This window comes from Tenacibaculum lutimaris (assembly GCF_003610735.1).
Lineage (GTDB): Bacteria > Bacteroidota > Bacteroidia > Flavobacteriales > Flavobacteriaceae > Polaribacter > Polaribacter lutimaris.
The window spans coordinates 159,180-179,879 of record NZ_RAQM01000009.1; the positions used below are offsets into that span (position 1 = coordinate 159,180).

Consider the following 20,700-nt stretch of genomic DNA (forward strand, 5'->3'; position numbering starts at 1 on the left):
TCAAATTATAAAAACTTGATGTTTTACATGCAATTTTAAAATAGAAGTAAAAATATACTCTTTACTTCTTTGTGTTTTTTCTTTAACTACACAAAGTTGATTTTCAAAAAATTGAGCATGCAAAATGGCAGAAAAGTAGCCACCAAACTTAGATAAGCTTCTGTCAATTTCATCTTCTTCTTGAGTTTTGTCTTCAACTTCGTTGATTTCAAAATAATTTTCTTTTTCAGGATCTTGATGATTTTTGTCAAAAACTAAGTTATATGTTGTATTTTGAGTAATGAATTGAGTTTGTACACAGGCTGAATTTAATACAGGCACCGAGATACTCTTATTAAATTGACCATAATCTGCATACGATGTAGACCATCCTTTTAATAAGAATATTACTAAAAAAAGATATTTATTGAATACATTACTCATTTCGACCGGCAAAATTAGATATATATATTCATATGACAAACAAATACTTTAGTAAAAAATAGTAACCAATAAAAAAACTCGCCAATTGGCGAGTTTTAATTTGTTTTAAGGATATGTTAAAGACTATTCTTTAAATACTCCCATATTTGCATATTTTTCCATACGCTGAGCTACTAAATCAGCTTCAGTTAGTTTATTTAACTCTTTATACGTTTTTAAAATTTGTTCTTTAACAGCTTCGAAAGTTGCTGGTCTATCAGAATGAGCACCTCCTAATGGTTCTTTAATGATGTCATCTACTATATTAAGCTTCATTCCATCTTTAGCTGTTAACTTTAACGCTTCAGCAGCCTTTTCTTTTTGCTCCCAGCTTCTCCATAAAATTGTTGAACAGTTTTCAGGAGAAATAACTGAATACCATGAATTTTCTAACATATATACTCTGTCTCCTACTCCAATTCCTAAAGCTCCTCCCGAAGCCCCTTCTCCAATAATTATAGTGATAATTGGAGTTTTTAAGTAAGTCATTTCAAAAATATTACGAGCAATTGCTTCTCCTTGTCCACGTTCTTCAGCTTCTAATCCTGGGTAAGCACCTGGAGTATCTACAAAAGTAACAACTGGAATTCCGAATTTTTCAGCCATACGCATTAAACGCAATGCTTTACGGTATCCTTCTGGGTTTGCCATACCAAAATTACGATACTGACGCGTTTTCGTATTATATCCCTTTTGCTGACCTATAAACATAAAAGACTGGTCTCCTATTTTACCTAAACCACCTATCATGGCTTTATCATCTTTTACACTACGATCTCCGTGTAACTCCATAAAAGTATCTCCACAAAGCGCCTTGATATAATCTAATGTATACGGACGATTTGGGTGACGAGATAACTGTACACGTTGCCATGCAGTTAAATTTTTATATATGTCTTTCTTCGCTTTTTCTAATTTTTCTTCGATTTTTTTACATGTTTCCGTTACATCTACTTCACTTTCTTCTCCAATAATCTGACATTTTGCCAACTGATCTTGTAGTTCTTTAATTGGCATTTCAAAATCTAAATATTCCATTATTGTATATAATTTGATTTTCTAATTTTCTAATTAGTCGTTTGTAAAGGCAAACATACTAAAAAATTGTACAGTTTACCTTGATCGTTTTTCTTAAAATACTATTTTTTAATCATTTTCTTTTTTATAGAAGATGCGTTTTTTAGAACTCCGTTAAGCAACACCACAAATAAAACTATGAAAGCACCGTAGTAAAACTCTGGATTCATTTGTTCTTTTTCACCAAAAATTATGAGTGCTAAAATGATAGCGTATATAGGCTCTAAATTGATTGTAAGCATTACTGTATAGGGAGTTAAATACTTCATCACTTTAACAGAAGCTATAAAAGCATACGCTGTACAAATACTACTTAACACAAATAAATATATCCAATCGGTTGTTTTAATTTGGAAAAACTCTATTGAAAATTGTTGCGTAAATAACATGTATAATGTTACTCCTAAGACACCAAAGAATAATTGGTAAAAGGAAATTGTATTTGCATCATGCTTTTGGATAAATAATCCGTTTAATACTGAAAACAATGCTGATAAAAAAGCTGATATTAACGCATAAACAATCCCTAAAGTATATTGACTTTCAAAATTGAATATAATATACAAACCTGCAATTACGAGTAAGCCTAAAACAATCTCAATAAGCTTTACTCTTCTCTTAAAGAAGAAAGGTTCTATTAACGAGGCAAAAAAAGCTCCTGTACTCATTGTAACTAATGCTACTGATACATTCGATACTTTAATAGCCTTGAAAAAAGTTATCCAATGCACTGCTATAATTATTCCTGAAATAGCAAACTTTAACAATGCTTTCTTCTCAATTTTAAATGTTTTTTTTCTGATTAAAAAATACAGTGCTATAAAAATAACAGCTAAAAACATTCGATACCAAACTAATGGAACAGCATCAATTGATATTAATGCTCCTAGTATTGCTGTAAATCCCCAAATAAAAACGATTAAATGTAGGTGTAGGTAATTTCTTAATTTATCTCCTTGCATTTATATATAAGTAAATAGCGTATAGACCAAAAACAATATTTGGTACCCAAACATTCAACAAAGCATTAGCGCCCGCTACTGCTCCTAATACCTCTGCTACTTTTAAAAAGAACACATAAATAAACATTACAGCGATTCCTATCGCCAAATTAGCTCCAATACCTCCACGAGTTTTTTTATGCGCTAAAGCAACAGCAATCATGGTTAAAATATAACTAGCAATAGGCAAACTAGTACGTTTATATAGTTCTACTAAATAAGCATTTAAGTTTTTGATTCCTCTTTTTCTAGACACATCAATGAATTTTATTAATTCTGGAGAATTCATTTCTTGAGCCATTACGTTTTTATAATTGAAATCGGTAGGAGTAAAAGTGAACGTTGTATCTATACTTCTTCCTGAAAAAATACTATCTCTTCCCTTAAAGATTTTTCGAAGTTTCCATGTACTTAATTTAAACGTACTGTCCTTTTCATTCCAGTTAATGTTATCTGCCATCAACTTACTTTTTAGTTTTATACCATCGTATAAATCTATTGAAAAGTTATATCCTGAATTTCGTTTTAAATCATACCTCTGTAAGTAGACATAAGTACTATCATTTAATTGTAAACTGAACTCTTGTATTGAAGTATCTGAATATTTTTGCTTTTTAAGGTACTCTTTTTCAAATGCTTTTCTTGTTTTACTACTAGTAGGGACAAAAAAGTGATTCATTGAAAGTGCTACCAAACACACAATAGAAGCTCCTATAAAGTATGGATATAGAAAACGAGTAAATGATACTTGAGAACTATTTATGGCTATAATTTCAGTATTACTAGCCAACTTTGAAGTAAATAAAATTACTGCAATAAATAACGCTAATGGCATGAAAGTATTAGCGTAGTAAATAATAAAATTCTTATAATAATCATTCGCTACCTCAAAAAAAGTTAAGTTTTCATGACGTAAAAACTTATCTATTTTTTCAGCAATATCAATTGCTACAGCAATAGGAATTAGAATTAATAAGGTAAACAAAAAAGTTACCAGATAACGCTTTAATATGTACCAATCTAGTTTTTTCAAGTTACAAACGTTTATCCATTTGTTTTACCATTTTGTCTTTCCACGTGGCAAAATCTCCTGCTATAATATGTTTACGTGCTTCACGTACCAACCATAAGTAAAATCCTAAATTATGAATAGAAGCGATTTGTTTCCCTAACATTTCTCTTGAAGCAAATAAGTGGCGTAAATAGGCTTTTGAGTACATGGTATCTACCCAAGTAATTCCCATTTCATCAATAGGAGAAAAATCGTTTTCCCACTTCTTATTTTTAATATTAATACTACCGTGTGCCGTGAATAACATTCCGTTACGAGCATTACGTGTTGGCATTACACAGTCGAACATATCTACTCCTAGTGCAATATTCTCTAAAATGTTGATTGGTGTACCTACCCCCATTAAATAACGAGGTTTATCTTCTGGTAAAATTGCTGTTACAACCTCAGTCATTGCATACATTTCTTCAGCTGGTTCACCAACTGACAACCCACCAATTGCATTTCCTTCAGCTCCTGAATTTGCGATGTACTCTGCTGATTGTTTACGTAAATCTTTATAGGTACTTCCTTGCACTATTGGAAATAAGGTTTGATTGTATCCGTATTTTGGAGGTGTGTTATTGAAATGTTTTATACAACGATCTAACCAACGATGTGTCATGTGCATAGATCGTTTTGCGTAGTTATAATCGCAAGGGTATGGTGTACACTCATCAAAAGCCATAATTATATCTGCTCCAATGGTACGTTGTGTATCCATTACATTTTCAGGAGTAAAAAAATGAGTTGATCCATCAATATGACTTTTAAACTTTACCCCTTCTTCGTTTATTTTTCTTCTTCCTGATAACGAGTATACTTGATATCCTCCACTATCAGTTAAAATATTACGATCCCAGTTCATAAATTTATGTAAGCCTCCTGCTTGTTCTAAAATAGAGGTTTGAGGGCGTAAGTATAAGTGATAGGTATTTCCTAAAATGATATCAGGGTTTATCTCTTCTTTTAATTCTGATTGGTGTACTCCTTTTACTGTAGCTACTGTACCTACAGGCATAAATATTGGAGTTTCTATGGTTCCGTGATCGGTAGTAATAACACCTGCTCGTGCTTTACTTTTAGGATCGGTTATTTTTAAGTCAAATTGCATAAGTGGCAAAGATACGCATGTAAGTTGAATGTTAAAAAGTAGAAAGTTAAAAGTTTCTTATTACTGATTTTTAATTCTTTCTTCTTCTCCCAAACTTGTTCTTAAATTCTCCTTTTTTATTAGATAATGTATTCTTCTTAGGTGAATTTTTGTTTTTGGTTTCTGTTGAAGAACTCATTTTTTCTGTTGTTTCGTACGTTTTTGACGAACCTGCTACAAGTTTATTTATTTCATCCATTTCTTTGGATGTTAACTCTCGCCATTCTCCTACTTTCAGGTTTCCTAAAGTTACATTCATAATACGTGTGCGTTTTAACTTTGTTACATTGTAACCTAAATATTCACACATACGTCGGATTTGACGATTTAAACCTTGCACTAATATTATCTTAAAGGTGGTATCATTAACACGTTCTACTTTACATTTTTTGGTAACTGTTCCTAAAATCGGTATTCCGTTACTCATCCGTTTCATAAAACGTTCATCAAAAGTTTTATCTACCGAAACTATATACTCCTTTTCATGATTGTTCCCTGCACGTAAAATCTTATTTACGATATCTCCATCATTGGTTAAAAAAATTAACCCTTCTGAGGGTTTATCTAAACGTCCAATAGGAAATAATCTTTGTGGATGCCCTACAAATTTTACGATATTTTTACGCTCTTTGCTATCGGTAGTACAAACAATTCCTACAGGTTTATTTAAAGCTATATATATCGTTTTAGGCTTAGTTTTTAATGGTTTTCCATCAATTTTCACTACATCTCCTTCATGCACTCTATTTCCTAACTGTGTAGATTTACCATTTATAGTTACTCTCCCCTCAGTAATAAATCTTTCTGCTTCACGACGTGAACAGATTCCTGTACTACTTATGTACTTGTTAAGATTTATTGATGTGTCGTTATTATTTTCCATTAATGCAAAGAAAAAGAAAATCCTCAAGCTAACACTTGAGGATTTAATAATTTATGCTTTAAAATATTAGAACATAATCATTTTTTGTGTACAACGTGCTAAACTTTGTCTTCTTTCATAATCAAACCCTAGTGTAATCATGTGTGTACCGTAGTTAAAGTCTTGTGTTTTGTTCATATTAATACTAAATCCGTATGACAAATAAAGATTATCTTTCTTTAAACCAAATAATGGCGCAATGGCGTTTGGTTGAAAAAACTGATCGTTTAAGAAGGTATAACTTAAACCTGCCCAAACATACCCATCTCTAATACCTTTTCTGGCTTTAATGTTCATATCTGTTTTAGAACGCCCTGTAGCTTCTCTATACTCATAAAGAATAGAAGGCTCTAACTCAAAACCTCTACTAATTCTTGAAAATATATATGATGAAAACACCACGTACTTTCGTAACTCTTCTGGCTCACCTGTTTCGAAGTTTTCTACATCCCTATTCAATAAATTAACTACGTTAGCCGTAATACTGAACTTTTCAAAACGGTATAGTAAACCTACATCAAAATTAGAGTGATTTATGGCTCTAGAAGGTTTACCACTATTCGTATTATCTTGAGATGTGTCTTGACCAAATTGAATAAAACTATAACTTAATGCAAATGATAGGAAACTATCGTGGAAGTCACTTAATGTTAAGTGACTTGCAAACGATAATTTTGCCCCTTTTTGAGTGGTAAATCCATTACTATCATTAAATAATGAAATACCTCCTCCGAAAGTATCTGCAATACGTGCTTCAACTGTTAATGATTGTGTATCAGGTGCGTCTTTTACACCTATCCATTGGCTTACTCCGTTTAATCTAACCTGTAATCCTGTTCCAATACCCGCATAGGTTGGTGAGATTACAAAAGGGTTATCTGCTAAATGACTTACATATTGTGGCAATTCTACCTCTTGTGCAGTTGCTTTTACACTACTAAATACTACACCCAAAATTATTAAAATCTTTCTCATTTTTCTTCTTATCTATATAGTGTAAAATGTCCCATTATTTTTTTCTCTTGTCCTGATAACTCTTTAAAATAAATTGTGTACCAGTAATCACCTGATGGCAGTGGTTTACCGTCATAAGTACCATCCCATCCTATTTGAACTCCTTGGAAGTTGATGATTTTACGAGCATATCTATCATAAATAAATACTTTAATATCATGATAATCTTCTACTTCACGCGGGTACCAGTAATCATTATCTCCATCTCCATCTGGTGAGAATAAATTAGGTACAAAAATAGATATATACTCTCCTCTTACTGTTAACGTAACCTCACAACCTCTTGCATCTCTTACCGTAATAGTGTAATCTTTTGTTTGTAAGATTGTAAACTCATTATCAGGCCCAAAATCTCCTCCATCAACACTATACTCATAAGGCTCTAACCCAAAATCTGCATTGGCTATTAAAGTATTTTTAACCGAGTCGTCAATTTCTAAAGTTAACGCTCTAATATCATCAATACTAATTGGATTACTTACTGAACTTTGGTTACAACCAGTTACTGTATGCGTAGCTACAACATGGTATCCTACTCCTGCTGGTAAATCAAAAAACTCTCCTTCATTATTTGTTTCTATTGAATTTCCATTTCCATCATATAAGGTGTAAGATGTTGAACCTTTATACTTGTCATCTACTATTGCTTTAATAACATTTCCTACCTCACAGGTATACGCAAAATCTACTGTTAACTGTAAGTCTACTGGTTCTTCTGTAGTTACTCTAATAGGATCTACTACGTTACAACCTGCTTCATCACTTACCGTGATATAGTAGAATTCACCTGCTTGGATATTCTCTGCAGCACCTAATACAATCGTATTCTCCGTATACTGAATTCCCAGTGGATTGTTATTAATACTTACGTAGTAAGGACTTGTACCTCCTTGTACATCTAACTCAATTGTTGGCGTAGCATCTTCAATACATACTTGGTTATTTACTTGAATTAATGATGCTGTAAACTGTTCTGGTTGCTCAACTTCAACTCTTATTGGATCCATATAACAACCCACAACATCTTTTACAGTTATCCAATATACTCCTGCTGTTAAATTTTCAAACACATTGTTCTTTACAAACTTAGCTGGTGGGAATTCTGGTCTACTTGGATCTGATACGATATTAAACTCGTAATCATTATTACCTCCAGTTGCATTTATCGTAATAGTACCATCGCTACCTCCATAACATGTAACTGCTGTTACTATTTCTTGAGCAGATAATCTATCTGGTTCTGTTATCGTATGTTCGCCTGTTACAGTACTACACACAACTCCAAATCTGTTCGTACTTCTTACGCTAATTTTATAGGTACCAACATTTAAACCACTAAATGTATTTGATGCTTGCCAATTACCTATAGGATTATCATTATCATTACCATCTAACAACTGGTATTCATAGTTAGCAAAACCACCATCTACATTAGCTGATAACACTGCATTGCTATCTCCATTACAGGTTATAAATGCAGAGTCTACATTTAAGGTAGCACTAAGATCTACGTAAGCTCCTATTGTTAATGTTGTTGGATCAGAAATACACATTTTACTATCTCTCACAAAGAATTGGTGTGTTCCGGCATCAACATTAAATGTGTGGTTAGGAGAACCTGGATTAGCTGATACAAAAGTAATTCCGTCCATACTATACATATATGGTCCTGTACCTCCTGCTCCTGTAACTTCTACCACTGCTTGAGGGTCGTTACATGTAATATCTGCTATAATATCTGCTGAAGCTACTACTTCAGTAGGATCTACAATATCAATTGGACCAATTGGACCATCACAAGAATACCCATCTGCTACTTTTACTGAATATCCAGTACCTGCTGGTAAATTCGTAAAGATTGGAGACGACTGACTTGCACTTTCTGTTCCATCAGGATATACCAATATGTAACTGTATGTTATTGGTGACGCATCTGTTTGACCTCCTGCTATATTAGTTACTTCAATAGTTGCGGTATACTCTCCTTCACATAAGTTTGGTGTAACATTAAAGTCTCCAGTAATGGTTGTTCCAGGGTTTAATGTAAAGGTTGTTGTCTCAATACATCCATTAATATCTCTAACCGTAGCAGTATAATCACCTGCTGTTAAACCTGTAATTATTGCATTGTTATCAAATGATTGCTCAGTTAAACCTGAAGTATTGTTTACCAATTCATATTGATAAGCTCCCCAACCTCCACTAGCAGCTAAATTAACAGCTCCTGAGTTTGCTGGTGTACATTTTAAATAGGTTAACTCATGCGCTAATGTTAAATCTGCTGTTGGTTGAGCAATTTCAAAATCAACTGACCTAGGTGTACAGTATGGAGAATCTGTCATTCTTATTTGTACATAATACTCTCCTGGTGCTATACCTGAAATAGTTATTGGTGACGCTGCCCCTGCCGCTATACTGTCTGAAGCTACAACTGAACCACCTCCTACAGTAATTACTTCATAATCAAAAGCATCTGTATATGATGTAGAAGGGCTAAAATAGAAATCTACACTTCCTGTACCATTAAAACATGCTCTTTGAATATTTGTTAAGAACACATCATACGATGGTACTGGTCCTACTACATAGTATTCTGTTTCAATACAGTTGGTATCTAAGTTTTCTAACTCTATTCTATAGGTACCTGGTGCTAAGAATTGTGTAAAGTCACCATCCGTATTTGGTCTTGTTTCTATAGGTGTAGCTGCTGGTCCTGCTGCATTGTCATACAACCTATACTCAAAATTAGTTAACGAACCTCCTACTACAGTATGAGTAGCAATAATATCTTCACCGTTGTTACAATCAATTTTTCTTTGAGGATCAACTGTTAGACCAGTTATTCTTACAAATGGATTGATAGTTACATCTTCCGTAGCAAAACAATTGTTGTTTTCATCATACACGCTTACTGTATATGTACCTCCTGTTTCATCTGTAGAAGTGTAAGTAAAGTTACTACTGTCTTGTAAAATAGTTGCTCCATCAGAAAATACTACACGTACATAATTTCCTGTACCTCCTATAATAGCTGATTTATCTACCACTATAGTTGCACTGTTTGTTTCATTACCCACTGTACAATTAAACTGAGTAAATGTAACTGCATTGGTAATATCAATAGCCGAATTTTCATTAATTGTTACTGTTAATGGTGTAATACAGTCATTTGTTCCTTGTGCTGTAATTGTATACGTATCTGCAGGTAAACCAGAGAATACATTATTATTAAATGTCATTGTTGCTGGCAATGGATTAATAGTATACGTTAACGGTGAAATACCATTATCAGTTGAAGAAACCGTAATTTCTCCTGTTGCACTTCCAGAACAGATATTATTAACCGTAGCTTGTGCTGTAAACACAGGTTCTATTTTAGGGTTGATTATGATTTCTTTCGAAACCTCACATTCTGGTTTTGGCTGAGAATCCATATCACGTACCGTTACCGTATAGGTTTCAGGTGTTGGATTTGCGTTAGGAATTGAAATTGTAAACGGATTACTCGTTACAGGACTACTTAATACCAATGAACCACCAGAAGAATCTACTACCTCATATTCGTAATTACTTACGCCAGACGTCCAATTTGTTAAATCAACTGTTACAATACCATTTGGTGTTGGTGTACAATCAATTTTCTTCGTTTCTACTAATGAGAAGCTTACCTTAGGGTTTATTGTTACATCTATAGGAGCTGTTAAAGCAGTACATCCTTTAGAATCTACAACGTTTACGGTATACGTATCTGCTGGTAAGTTGCTAAATGTAAATGACGGTGCATTTATCGTTTGCGTAGCACTATACGAGGCACTGGTAATACTATATACATAGGTATTTGTACCACCTGTTGCGTTTATTGTTATGCTACCTCCAACAGAGGTATCACATACATTATCATTTTTATCTGTAGAGAAGGTTATTGGATCTGGATTTGCAATAGAAATAGTTGTTGATATTGTACAACCATTACCATCTCTTACTCGAACTTTATATTGACCTGATGCTAACGAACCTAAGTTAGTAAAAATATTGTTACCTCCGTTTGTCGCAAAATCATAGCTTCCAATAATATTTCCAGTTGCTTCCTCTTCTAACTGATAAATATAATTACCCCAACCTCCTGTTGCTTTTGCTATAATTGTTGCATCATTACCATCTGTACAACTTACTACAGGATTTACATCAGCAGTAATTCCTAAACGAGTAGGCTCATAAATAGTAAATATTTCGGTAGTTGCCTTACAGTTAGGACTAGCGGTCATTGTAATGGTTATGTAATAATTACCTGCTGGTAAATTATGAACAGGTGTAGGCGCATTTACTCCTTGATGTGGAATATTAAGACCTCCTGGATTAGAACTTAAATCTATAGACGCTCCTGTATTAGCATCAAATAATTCAAAGTCATATTGATCTCCATAATCTCCTGTTGGTCTGAAATCTATAAGTACACTTCCATCGTTTGCATCTTTACATGATTCATTTTGAACATCAGATACTACAATATCATATACAGGTTCTGGTCCAACTTTATAGAATGTTTCTACCACACAGTTTGTTGTTGGGTGTGTAGCAGTAACTGTATAGTCTCCCGTTGCTAACCCTGCAAAGGTAACAGGACTTCCTGTTCCTGTTATTGCTTGATTATATCCTGGACCTACCACTCTATATTCAATACCTGCAACATTTGGATTAGCCTCCACAATAATACTTTCTAAGGTAGTACAAGTAATAGCATTATCTTGATTAGCGGTTACACCTATCATTGGCTCAAAAGCAGCAATGTTTGCTGTGGTTGTAGCAAAACATCCTTCACTATCATACACTATAATATCTACAGTACCACCAGAAGTGTTTGTTGTTGTAAACTCAAAACTGCTTCCTATTTTTGATTCTTGTATTCCTGTATTAGGCGTATAGGTAAATGATACACTCGTATAGTTTCCTGAACCTCCTGAAATATCTCCTGCTCCATTTGGTACGGTAACCGTAGCTACATTTACAGTATTTGTACCTGCATTACACTTAAATTCATCAACTACTGGATCTGTTAAGTTTATAGCTAAATACTCAGTAATTACGATACCTGTTTTAATTGTTGTACATCCATTAATTGTACTTTCAGCTGTTACTGTGTAAGTACCTGGAGCCAACCCTGTGAATACTGAATCTCCTGCTGGTAATGTAGCATTATATACTGGAGTTGATGGGTCTGATGGATCATTATTTATCTCGTACGTTAATGGTAAAATTCCATTATCAACCGATGTTACTCTGATACTTCCTGAATTATCACCCGCACACACACTATTTTCTACTTCATATGAGAAGTCTGGAAGAACTGCAGGTGCTACAGGGATTTGTTTTGTTTGCGAACATCCTGATGTTGCATCTGTTACTGTTACTTCGTAAGTTTCAGCTGTTGTTACCGTAACATTTTGAGATGTTTGTGCTCCTGTTATTGTACCATTATTTGGTGTTGCCGTAGCAGCAGGTGTTACTGTATACGTAAAATCTCCCGAAGAACCTAAATCAGCTCCTGAAGTTATTTCTATACCTATAATAGCTTCTCCTGGTGCACAATTTAAATTTTGAACTGGGGTTAAGTCAAACTCTAATGTTGGATACGTAACTGCTGTACCTCCTGTTATGGTATCTTCACAGCCATTCGCATCTCTTACCGTTACAGTATGGTCTCCTTCAGCTAAACCAGTAAAGGTATGTGAGCCTGAAGTTTGTGCTGTAAAAGCACCGCCGTTAATACTATATTGGTATGGAGCTAAACCTCCTGAGCCTGTAACTGTAATAGATTTTAAAGGATCACAATTTGCTGTACTGTCTACAGTAAGGGTTGGTAATTGAGCTACATTTAAAGTAACAGGGCCTAATACAACAGTACAAGCATTAGGACTGTTGCTATCCACTACCTCTACTGTTACCTCAACAGTAGTTAATGTTGGTGGTGCTGTTACTGATATTTCATTTCCTACTACAGTTGCCACTGCAGATCCGTCTGATGTTGTAGCAGTATATGTATAAGGTCCAAAACCACCTAGTACATTTTCTATCCTAATTTTACCTGGAACACTACAAGTAATATCGTTTAATTTATTCAAATTACCTGTAATAGGTTGTCCTTCTAAAATTTCTACATCTCCACTTGCCCATTGACATGCAGTTACTCCACCATCAAAAGCATCTAATACTATAAAATATAATCCTGGAGATAAGTTTTGTAATGCTGCTACTGGAGTTCCACTAGAGTTTAAAGTATACGGATAACCAGCTGTATCTGCTATAGTACCTGTAATACCCAATGGTTGATCGTTAACGCCATTATATAATTCCCAAGTAACTTCTTTGGTATTTAACACACCATCTGTATCTTCTATAAAGAATGATAACTCTCCATTATTTGCACCATTACATGATTGATTTACTGCTGTTGGTGTAATTGCTACATCAAAAGTAGAATCTGGATAATTAATTGGTTTATCATTCATTTCAATACAGCCTGTGGCAATATCTTTTACATAAAATTGATAGTTTAAACCAGGAATAATATTATCAAATACTTTTATCCTTGGTTTTGTTGGATCATCAGCAGGGTGCCAAGTACCTGTATTTATAGGGTCTTCTGTACTTATACCAAACTCAAACCCTGAGGCACCTGAACCATCTTGTGCTTCAACTTCAACTGAATAACCTATATTACAATCTCCTGTAACAGTAACTTTTACTACAATACCACTTACTTGGTAAGGCATAATAAAAATACCGTTATCCTCTCTACAGCGAGTAGTACCATCACTATTAACTATACGAATAGATGGATAATATGTTTGCCCTGGAGTTAAACCTCTTACACCATATAAATTATCTCCTGGTGTTGGGTGTGGTGCAACACTTGTAGAGTGCATTGCATCAGTAATAGGGAACCAATTGGTACCATCAATAGTATATTCTAAATCATATGGTGCATAATCTGTTAGAGTATATGTTTTAAAATTAAAATCAAAACCAGTATTAGTTGGATCTATTAAATTACAATCTGCTGGTAAAACAGGCTCTAGATTCATTAAAATAGGCGTAGGATTATTTAACGTAAAGTCAAACGTATCTTCACAACCTAAAGCATCTGTAATTTTGATTTCGTAAGCATCTACAGGTAAGTTATTAAAGCTAAAACTAGCACCTGTAAAATTAGGTATAGTGTTAGTAAGAGTTCCTCCTGTATTTGTAATTTCTATGGTATAAGGAGCTTGTCCTGTGTTGGCTACTATTTGTCCGTCTACACTACCTGTATATCCATTACATTCAGGTTGGTTAGGCGTTGCAGTAATATCTACAGGTATTACTGCCGCTATTACAACATCTTCAATAATATAAGAACAACCTGAACCATCTCGTACATATACATCGTAAGTACCTGGAGCTAACCCTGTAATAGGATTTGTTCCGCTATAATCTCCTGCCGCTGGTGCTGGTGATCCGTTTGCAATAACAGCAAATTCATGCGCCCCATCACCTCCTGTTGCAGTTACTGAAATTTCTCCTGTAGGATTTATTAGTGGTCTACAACTAGCATTGGTAGGTGTTGCTGTTGCGTAAAGTAGGTTGTTTATTACAACCGTTTCTTCTGCAAAACATCCTTTTCCATCTTTTACTCTAACAGTATAACTTTCTGATGATAAACCAGAAATTGTAAACGGATCTGATGTTATAGGAGTAAAGTTGGTACTTCCATTTAAACTATACGAATAGTCACCATTACCGATAATATTACTGATTTCTATCTGTCCGTTAGAACCATCAAAACATAATGCTACTGCATCAAAAGCTACAGATTCTGCTGCTGTTACAGTAACTGTATTAGATATTGTACAACCATTAGTTTGGTCTGTAGCTACTACAACATAATCACCTGGTGCAACATCTGTAAATTCTGTAGTTGTGGTAGTTCCTGTTGGTGTCATTGGTCCCGTTGGTGTCATTGGTGCTATAAATAACTCATAAGTATATGTTGTTCCTCCATAACCTCCTGTTACATTAGGTGTAATGGTAGCTCCTGTAGGTACGTTACACGTAACTTCTTTTGTTATTGGTAATGCTAATACCATTGGTTCAGGCTCAGTTAAAGTAGCACTTACTGTTTGTACACAAGCTATATTTGTTGATCCTACAGGACGAACTTCTATCGTATGCGTTCCTACTGAAAAACCTGGAATCACAAATGGATTATTTCCTGATGTGCTTACCCAACCAGAACCTGTATTGTATTCGAACTCGGTTGGTGCTGCCGATGGGAAACTTGCTTCTACTTCTATACTACCGTTACCGTCTCCTATACATACAGGGTTGGTAGTATTAATAACCGCTGCAGTAAACTCTTGGTTTGGCGCAACAATTATTGGATCTGTTTCCACAGTACAGTTACTTCCTATGGCTACAGAAACTACATGAGATCCTTCTGGAATATTTGTAAATACACCATCGGTGTTTGATATTGCACCTAATGTATAGGTATAACTACCTGCTGGATTTGGTGTTACTGTAAAGTTACCTGTTCCATCACAATTATATGTTATTGGAGAAACAGTAAGTGTTACCTCTGGTAAAGGAGCAATAGTTACATCATTTAATAGTAATTCACAACCATTAGCATCTACTACTTTTGTATTATATACACCTGCATCTAAATTAGTTACTGTATTACTACCTGCTTGTGTATAATCGGTATTTGTTGTTAACTTATAGAAGTATAAGTAATCTGCTGTTCCTCCTGTTGGTACTTGAAATGTAATTGATCCTAAAATTGTTCCTGAAGGACTACACATTAAATCGGTTGCTGTTGTAGGTCCTCCGCTAGCTAATGCATCTGGAACAATAACTTCTAGTGAAACAGGTACTGAAGAACACCCATCAGCATCATTTATACTAACTGAATAATTTCCTGCTGCTAATCCAGTGAAGCTATAGTTTACATCTGTTGATGGTCCTTGAGAATATGGTCCTCCTGGTCCTGTTACTGTTACTGTATACGGTGAAGTTCCTTCACCCACAGTTACATTAATTGTTCCTGTATCTGTATTACATTTTGGCTGAATAACATTTGACGAAGAAACAATAGGAGCTTCAGTTTTAGTTACTGTTACTGTATGTTTTACTTCACAATACCCAGGGTTTCCTCCGTTATCTCTTACATACACATCATAATCTCCTGGTAATGGAAGAGATAAACTACTTGAGTTTGACATATTTGAAAATGTTCCACCTGCTACAACTGCTTGGTAAACATAATTTCCATCACCACCTGATGCTGTAACAACTACTCTTCCAAAGTCACATGAAGTAATATGTGTTACGTCAAATGTAGCCGTTAACTGCGGACGAATGGTTGCTGGTTTTGTTAGCTCACATCCTCTTTCATCACGTACTGAAACATTATAAGTACCTTCTAATAAATTAGTAAACTCGTTTGATGTTTGCCAACCAGTTTCGCCAACAATCATATAAGAATACCCTCCATTTCCTGTGCCTATATTTACAGTTAATGTTCCGTTATCATTCCCGTTAAAACATTGTACTGGTGTAACGGTAAAGTCTAAATCTTCTTTTGGATTAACTGTAATAGGGAAAGGTGCAGATGTACAACCATCTTTGTCTGTTGCAACCACGTTATAAGAACCTTCTGGAACATCGGTAAACGGAATAGGGTTGTTTGAACTATCAAGTAATTCATAGGTATAACCTCCGTTACCACCTCCAGTAGTAAGAATTGAAATCGTTGCTCCTGTTGCAGGATCACAAGTAATTTCTTTTGTTACTTCAGCTGTAACTGTTACTGCTGTTGGTTCTGTTAAATCGATAGTTCCTGGAATATCAACTTGACAATCTCCTATTGAATTTACATTAGAACGTACACTAACTGAATAGTTTCCTGCACTTAATCCTGTAATTGTATATGGACTTGAAGTTTGTGCTGGTGCTGGTTGCCAAGCTCCACCATTTAATGAATATTGAAAAGAGGTTCCAAAATTTTCTGCAGTAATAGTAATACTACCATCTGTTCCTCCATTACACGTTATGTTTGTTCCAATAGCAGTGGCTGTAAACTCCTGACCTTGCTCTATTTCAAACTCTACTAACGTACTACAGTCTTGTCCTTTATAATACACTAAAATATTATGAGGTCCTGGATCTAAATTTAAGAACTCATTAGTATCTACTATTGTTACACCTCCATCAATCGAATACTTAAAATTACTTTTAATTTCTGAAGCTGGTCCTAATACTACATTTCCTGTACCGTCACAATTATAAGTTATTTCTGGTACTAATTGCGGTGCTTTAGGAGAATCTTCAACAAAGATATCATTAGGTATAGTATACTCACAACCATTTGCATCTCGTAAATAAAAACGATAGGTACCTGGCTCTATACTGTTAAATACAGCTTCTGCCGAACCGTTATCATCAAAAGAATAATAATCTACATCTGTTACGTTTCCAGTAGTGGTATCTACTTCACCTATACCGTAGGTAAAAGGAAGTGTTCCTCCTTGTTCGTTAAAAAATCGTACTTTGGCTCCTGCACCACAATTATAAGGCCTCTCTAACTCAACCTCTGCACTGATTGCTTCTGGTTCTGTTATTGTAGCTGTTACTTGATAATTACATTGGTAAGTATTATTAGTATCACTAGCTTTAATATCAATGGTATATGTAGTACCTGCTATACTTCCTGATAACCCAGAAAATACTCCTGTAGTATTAGATGTAGAGAAGTTATCCATACTATATTCTAATGTATATTTTGAAGGATTTCCTCCTACTAAACTTACTGCTATCGTACCATCACTACCTCCATTACACTTCACACTTGTTGGTACTGCTGTAAATTGTAATGCTGGTTCTACTACAACTACTGCTTCAGCAGTTGTTGTACAGTTATTTGCATCAACTATTTCAAACACATAGGTTCCTTGACTTCCCATAGGAACTTCATAAGTAGTGTCTGTAAAATATACTTTGTCTGCATCTGCTATTGGATTTCCATTAAAAGAAATTACAGCAAAAGAATAATTTAACGTACCTCCACTAGCTGATAAATTTATTATTCCTGGTGAACTTCCGTCAGTACACGTAATGTTTTTTGTTGTTGTGGCTGAAAATACTATAGGGTCTGGTTTATCTATTTCAAACATCCTACTTACAGTACAACCATCTTCTCCTGTTAATAAAACTGTGTAAAGACCTTCATTTGTAAAAGTATATGTTTCTAGGCTTCCTCCACTAAGTGTACCAGAACTAGCTACTTGTACAGAGGCTCTTGTTATTGTATAAGAATATGAATAATCACTAGGTAGGTTACGTAGTTCAATTGTTGCGTCAACTGAATCTGAAGCACAATCAATAGGAGTTGTGTAAACACTTATACTATTCTCAAGGTTTATACTTTGTATATTTATATCTTCTGTAACATAGTTACATACTGCATCTGAAGCTCCTGCTAAACGAATTGTTAAGTCGTAATCTCCTGGTTGTGTTATAGGAAAAGTATTACTTGTTTGAAACGTACCATTATATCCATTTCCTACTAAACTATACTCATAACCATTGGGAACATTATTAACAACTATACTACCATTACCATTACAAGTGATATTAGTGGTTTCAATATTAGGAGACAAAGAGTTTCTAAAAACATTAAAGTAATAAGTTTTAGGACATGTTCCATCATATAAAACGACTAATTTATAAGCTCCTGTTTCACTAAAAGACATGTTTAGATTTGTTCCTAACGGCGTCCATGAACAATTTATATCTGTTGGAGCACAATTGTCTGTTTCAAAATCATAATTACAACCTCCATCTCCATTTAGTTTAAACCATTCTACAATGGTCTCTGAACCTGCAAAAGGTAGTGTAATACTTCTTGTACTATTACCGTCTCCACATAAATATACTTCAGCTAACTCTGTAGTATTACTAGTACATGAAGTGTTAAATCGGTCAGCAAAAGGGGCTACTAATGGGTTTGGAGCATCATCAAAAGTAATTACTCTTACGGTTTCTGGTTTGGTTATACACCCTATATTTGAAGTTTTAGTAACAGTATAGGTTCCTGCACTACTTACCGTAATAGTTCGAGTTCTTCCTATAATATTTCCGTTTTCATCTGTCCAAGTATAACTATCAAAGCCATCTCCTGCTGTTAATTCTATACTTCCTCCACAAAGTACCTCTTCTCTTAAAAAGTTACAATCATCTATATTAACTAAGAAGTTAGAACTTCCAACCACTCCTAAATTACAATCAGTGAGTCCTGAAAAACTTGCTTCATTATTTATTCTGTCAAAATTAGGATCTCCAATTAATGACTCATCTCTACTATAATTAGCATAAGCTGTATTAGCAATCTCATTAGAACAAGCATCCCTTAAATCGTTACAGGTAGCTACTACTTTTGTTCTTATTTTAATTTCACTAAACCCGAGTAAGTCTGTTGATGTTCCTTCAAACTTCCTCACTAATTCATCTGGAATAGGGAATTTTAAAACCCCTCTAAAATTGTTTGCTACTGTAGGTGCTTCATAAGAATTTATAATTGAATTCCTAAGAGGCTCCATTTCAGAAGGTAAAATTAAATTAGCAGGTATAAAATCTACATTTTTAGGTAAACTATCAATAATAACTGTATTTAAAGCATTATCGGTACCTATATTCCTAAATTTAATATTGTAATATAGCTCTTGATCTAAGTTTACCATTTGACCTGAGATATCATTACCATTTACGTCTTCAACTCTTTTAACCAACTGGACTTTAGGTTCTATAATTTCAACAGCCAAAGCGTTTAAAAAAGGCCAATAAGTATCTCCACTAGTTGTAAATCTCATCATTCCACTAGTATCACCATTATCCATTATAGAGTTATTTCTGTTATCCAAATCAAACAAATCAACATCAAACCCTAAGGTATTTTCACTACTAGGGTTTCTACCTGATAAATAATTATTGTACTGTGTTATGGATCCATTAAAAAAGTTATTAGTAGGGTTTCTTGTTCCAGTCGTTAAATCAACGAAATCACCATCTGTATCTCTCATCTGAAATCTATCTCCATAAATTCCTCCATCACCTTCAAGAGCAGCAGCTAATAGCTTTACTTTTACAGGTCCAGATGGAATAGTTGTAAAACCTGAAAAAGGAACTTCTAAACTGCTATTATTTGACCTTTTTATTGTAGAAAAGCCATCAAAAACAAAAAACTTTTTACTTGATTCTGTTTCATTTTCATAAATAATAACTAAAACCCAACCAGCTGAAGAACCTAACAGGCTTCCTTCGGTATCTTTTCCTACAGTAGCTTTTACATTCGCTCCATAGTATTCTCCATTTGGGTTATTCCCTACCCCTTGAACCAAAGATGTAACATCTGTATAACATACGTAAGGTTTTTCAGTTGAAATTCCATTATCATAAATTATTTGGTCTGCAACAATATCTGTATAATTACTTGCTCCAGGTAACTTTAATTTCATATTATTAAAGTCATCATCACGTGTATTAACTCCAAAATATTCATCATACCAATCTTCATAAGGGTAAACTGCTGCCCAATATAAACCTGCATAAACAACTCTAGAACAACTTGGTAAATTTAACGTAGACATACTTGAAGAAAAAGTATCATCTTTATTATCACCATTTTCATCAACAAAACCATCAATATCAATATATTCTAACCTAAACTGATGATTGTTGTTGTTACCATTATAACTCGTGTTTGCAGGTGCTCTATTTAAAGTGTTATTTGATATAAATGTGAGGTTACCTTTAAGTGACATTTCTTCTCTTAATAAAAAAGGAGTGTCATTTTTTTGTTCTCCTTTTTGGAGACGTCCTTCTATATGATGTTTTTCTTGTGAAAAAACCAACAAGGTTTGTAGTATAAATAATAGAGTAATTATTCTTTTCATAATATCAATTGGGGGAATTAATTAATCAAGTT

The 20,700-nt window shown here is 34.2% G+C and carries 8 protein-coding genes; all 8 read right to left on the minus strand.

The annotated features are described in order from the left end of the window. Positions 1-423, minus strand: coding sequence for a hypothetical protein (locus C8N26_RS09185; RefSeq protein ID WP_120187026.1), 423 nt, complete (start codon positions 421-423; stop codon positions 1-3). Between the two features lie 123 nt (positions 424-546). Continuing rightward, entirely contained in the window at positions 547-1,500 is a 954-nt protein-coding gene (locus C8N26_RS09190) for an acetyl-CoA carboxylase carboxyltransferase subunit alpha (protein WP_028891016.1), read from the minus strand. A gap of 101 nt (positions 1,501-1,601) precedes the next feature. Continuing rightward, positions 1,602-2,501 carry a DMT family transporter gene (locus tag C8N26_RS09195; RefSeq protein ID WP_120187027.1) on the minus strand — a complete coding sequence of 300 codons (900 nt, stop codon included), beginning with the start codon at positions 2,499-2,501 and terminating at the stop codon, positions 1,602-1,604. Beyond that, positions 2,488-3,573: an LptF/LptG family permease gene (locus C8N26_RS09200; protein WP_120187028.1), complete on the minus strand. Its 1,086-nt coding sequence runs from the start codon at positions 3,571-3,573 to the stop codon at positions 2,488-2,490. The genes C8N26_RS09195 and C8N26_RS09200 overlap by 14 nt, the downstream gene beginning before the upstream one ends. 1 nt (position 3,574) lies before the next feature. Further along, a complete protein-coding gene (gene tgt / locus C8N26_RS09205; protein WP_028891013.1) occupies positions 3,575-4,705 on the minus strand; it encodes a tRNA guanosine(34) transglycosylase Tgt in 1,131 nt (376 codons plus the stop codon). Between the two features lie 70 nt (positions 4,706-4,775). Continuing rightward, positions 4,776-5,627 carry a 23S rRNA pseudouridine(2604) synthase RluF gene (gene rluF / locus C8N26_RS09210; protein WP_120187029.1) on the minus strand — a complete coding sequence of 284 codons (852 nt, stop codon included), beginning with the start codon at positions 5,625-5,627 and terminating at the stop codon, positions 4,776-4,778. Between the two features lie 66 nt (positions 5,628-5,693). Then, positions 5,694-6,641, minus strand: coding sequence for a PorP/SprF family type IX secretion system membrane protein (locus C8N26_RS09215; RefSeq protein WP_120187030.1), 948 nt, complete (start codon positions 6,639-6,641; stop codon positions 5,694-5,696). A gap of 8 nt (positions 6,642-6,649) precedes the next feature. After that, positions 6,650-20,668, minus strand: a complete 14,019-nt coding sequence (locus tag C8N26_RS09220; RefSeq protein WP_120187031.1) for a T9SS type B sorting domain-containing protein — start codon at positions 20,666-20,668, stop codon at positions 6,650-6,652. Positions 20,669-20,700: the final 32 nt, after the last annotated feature.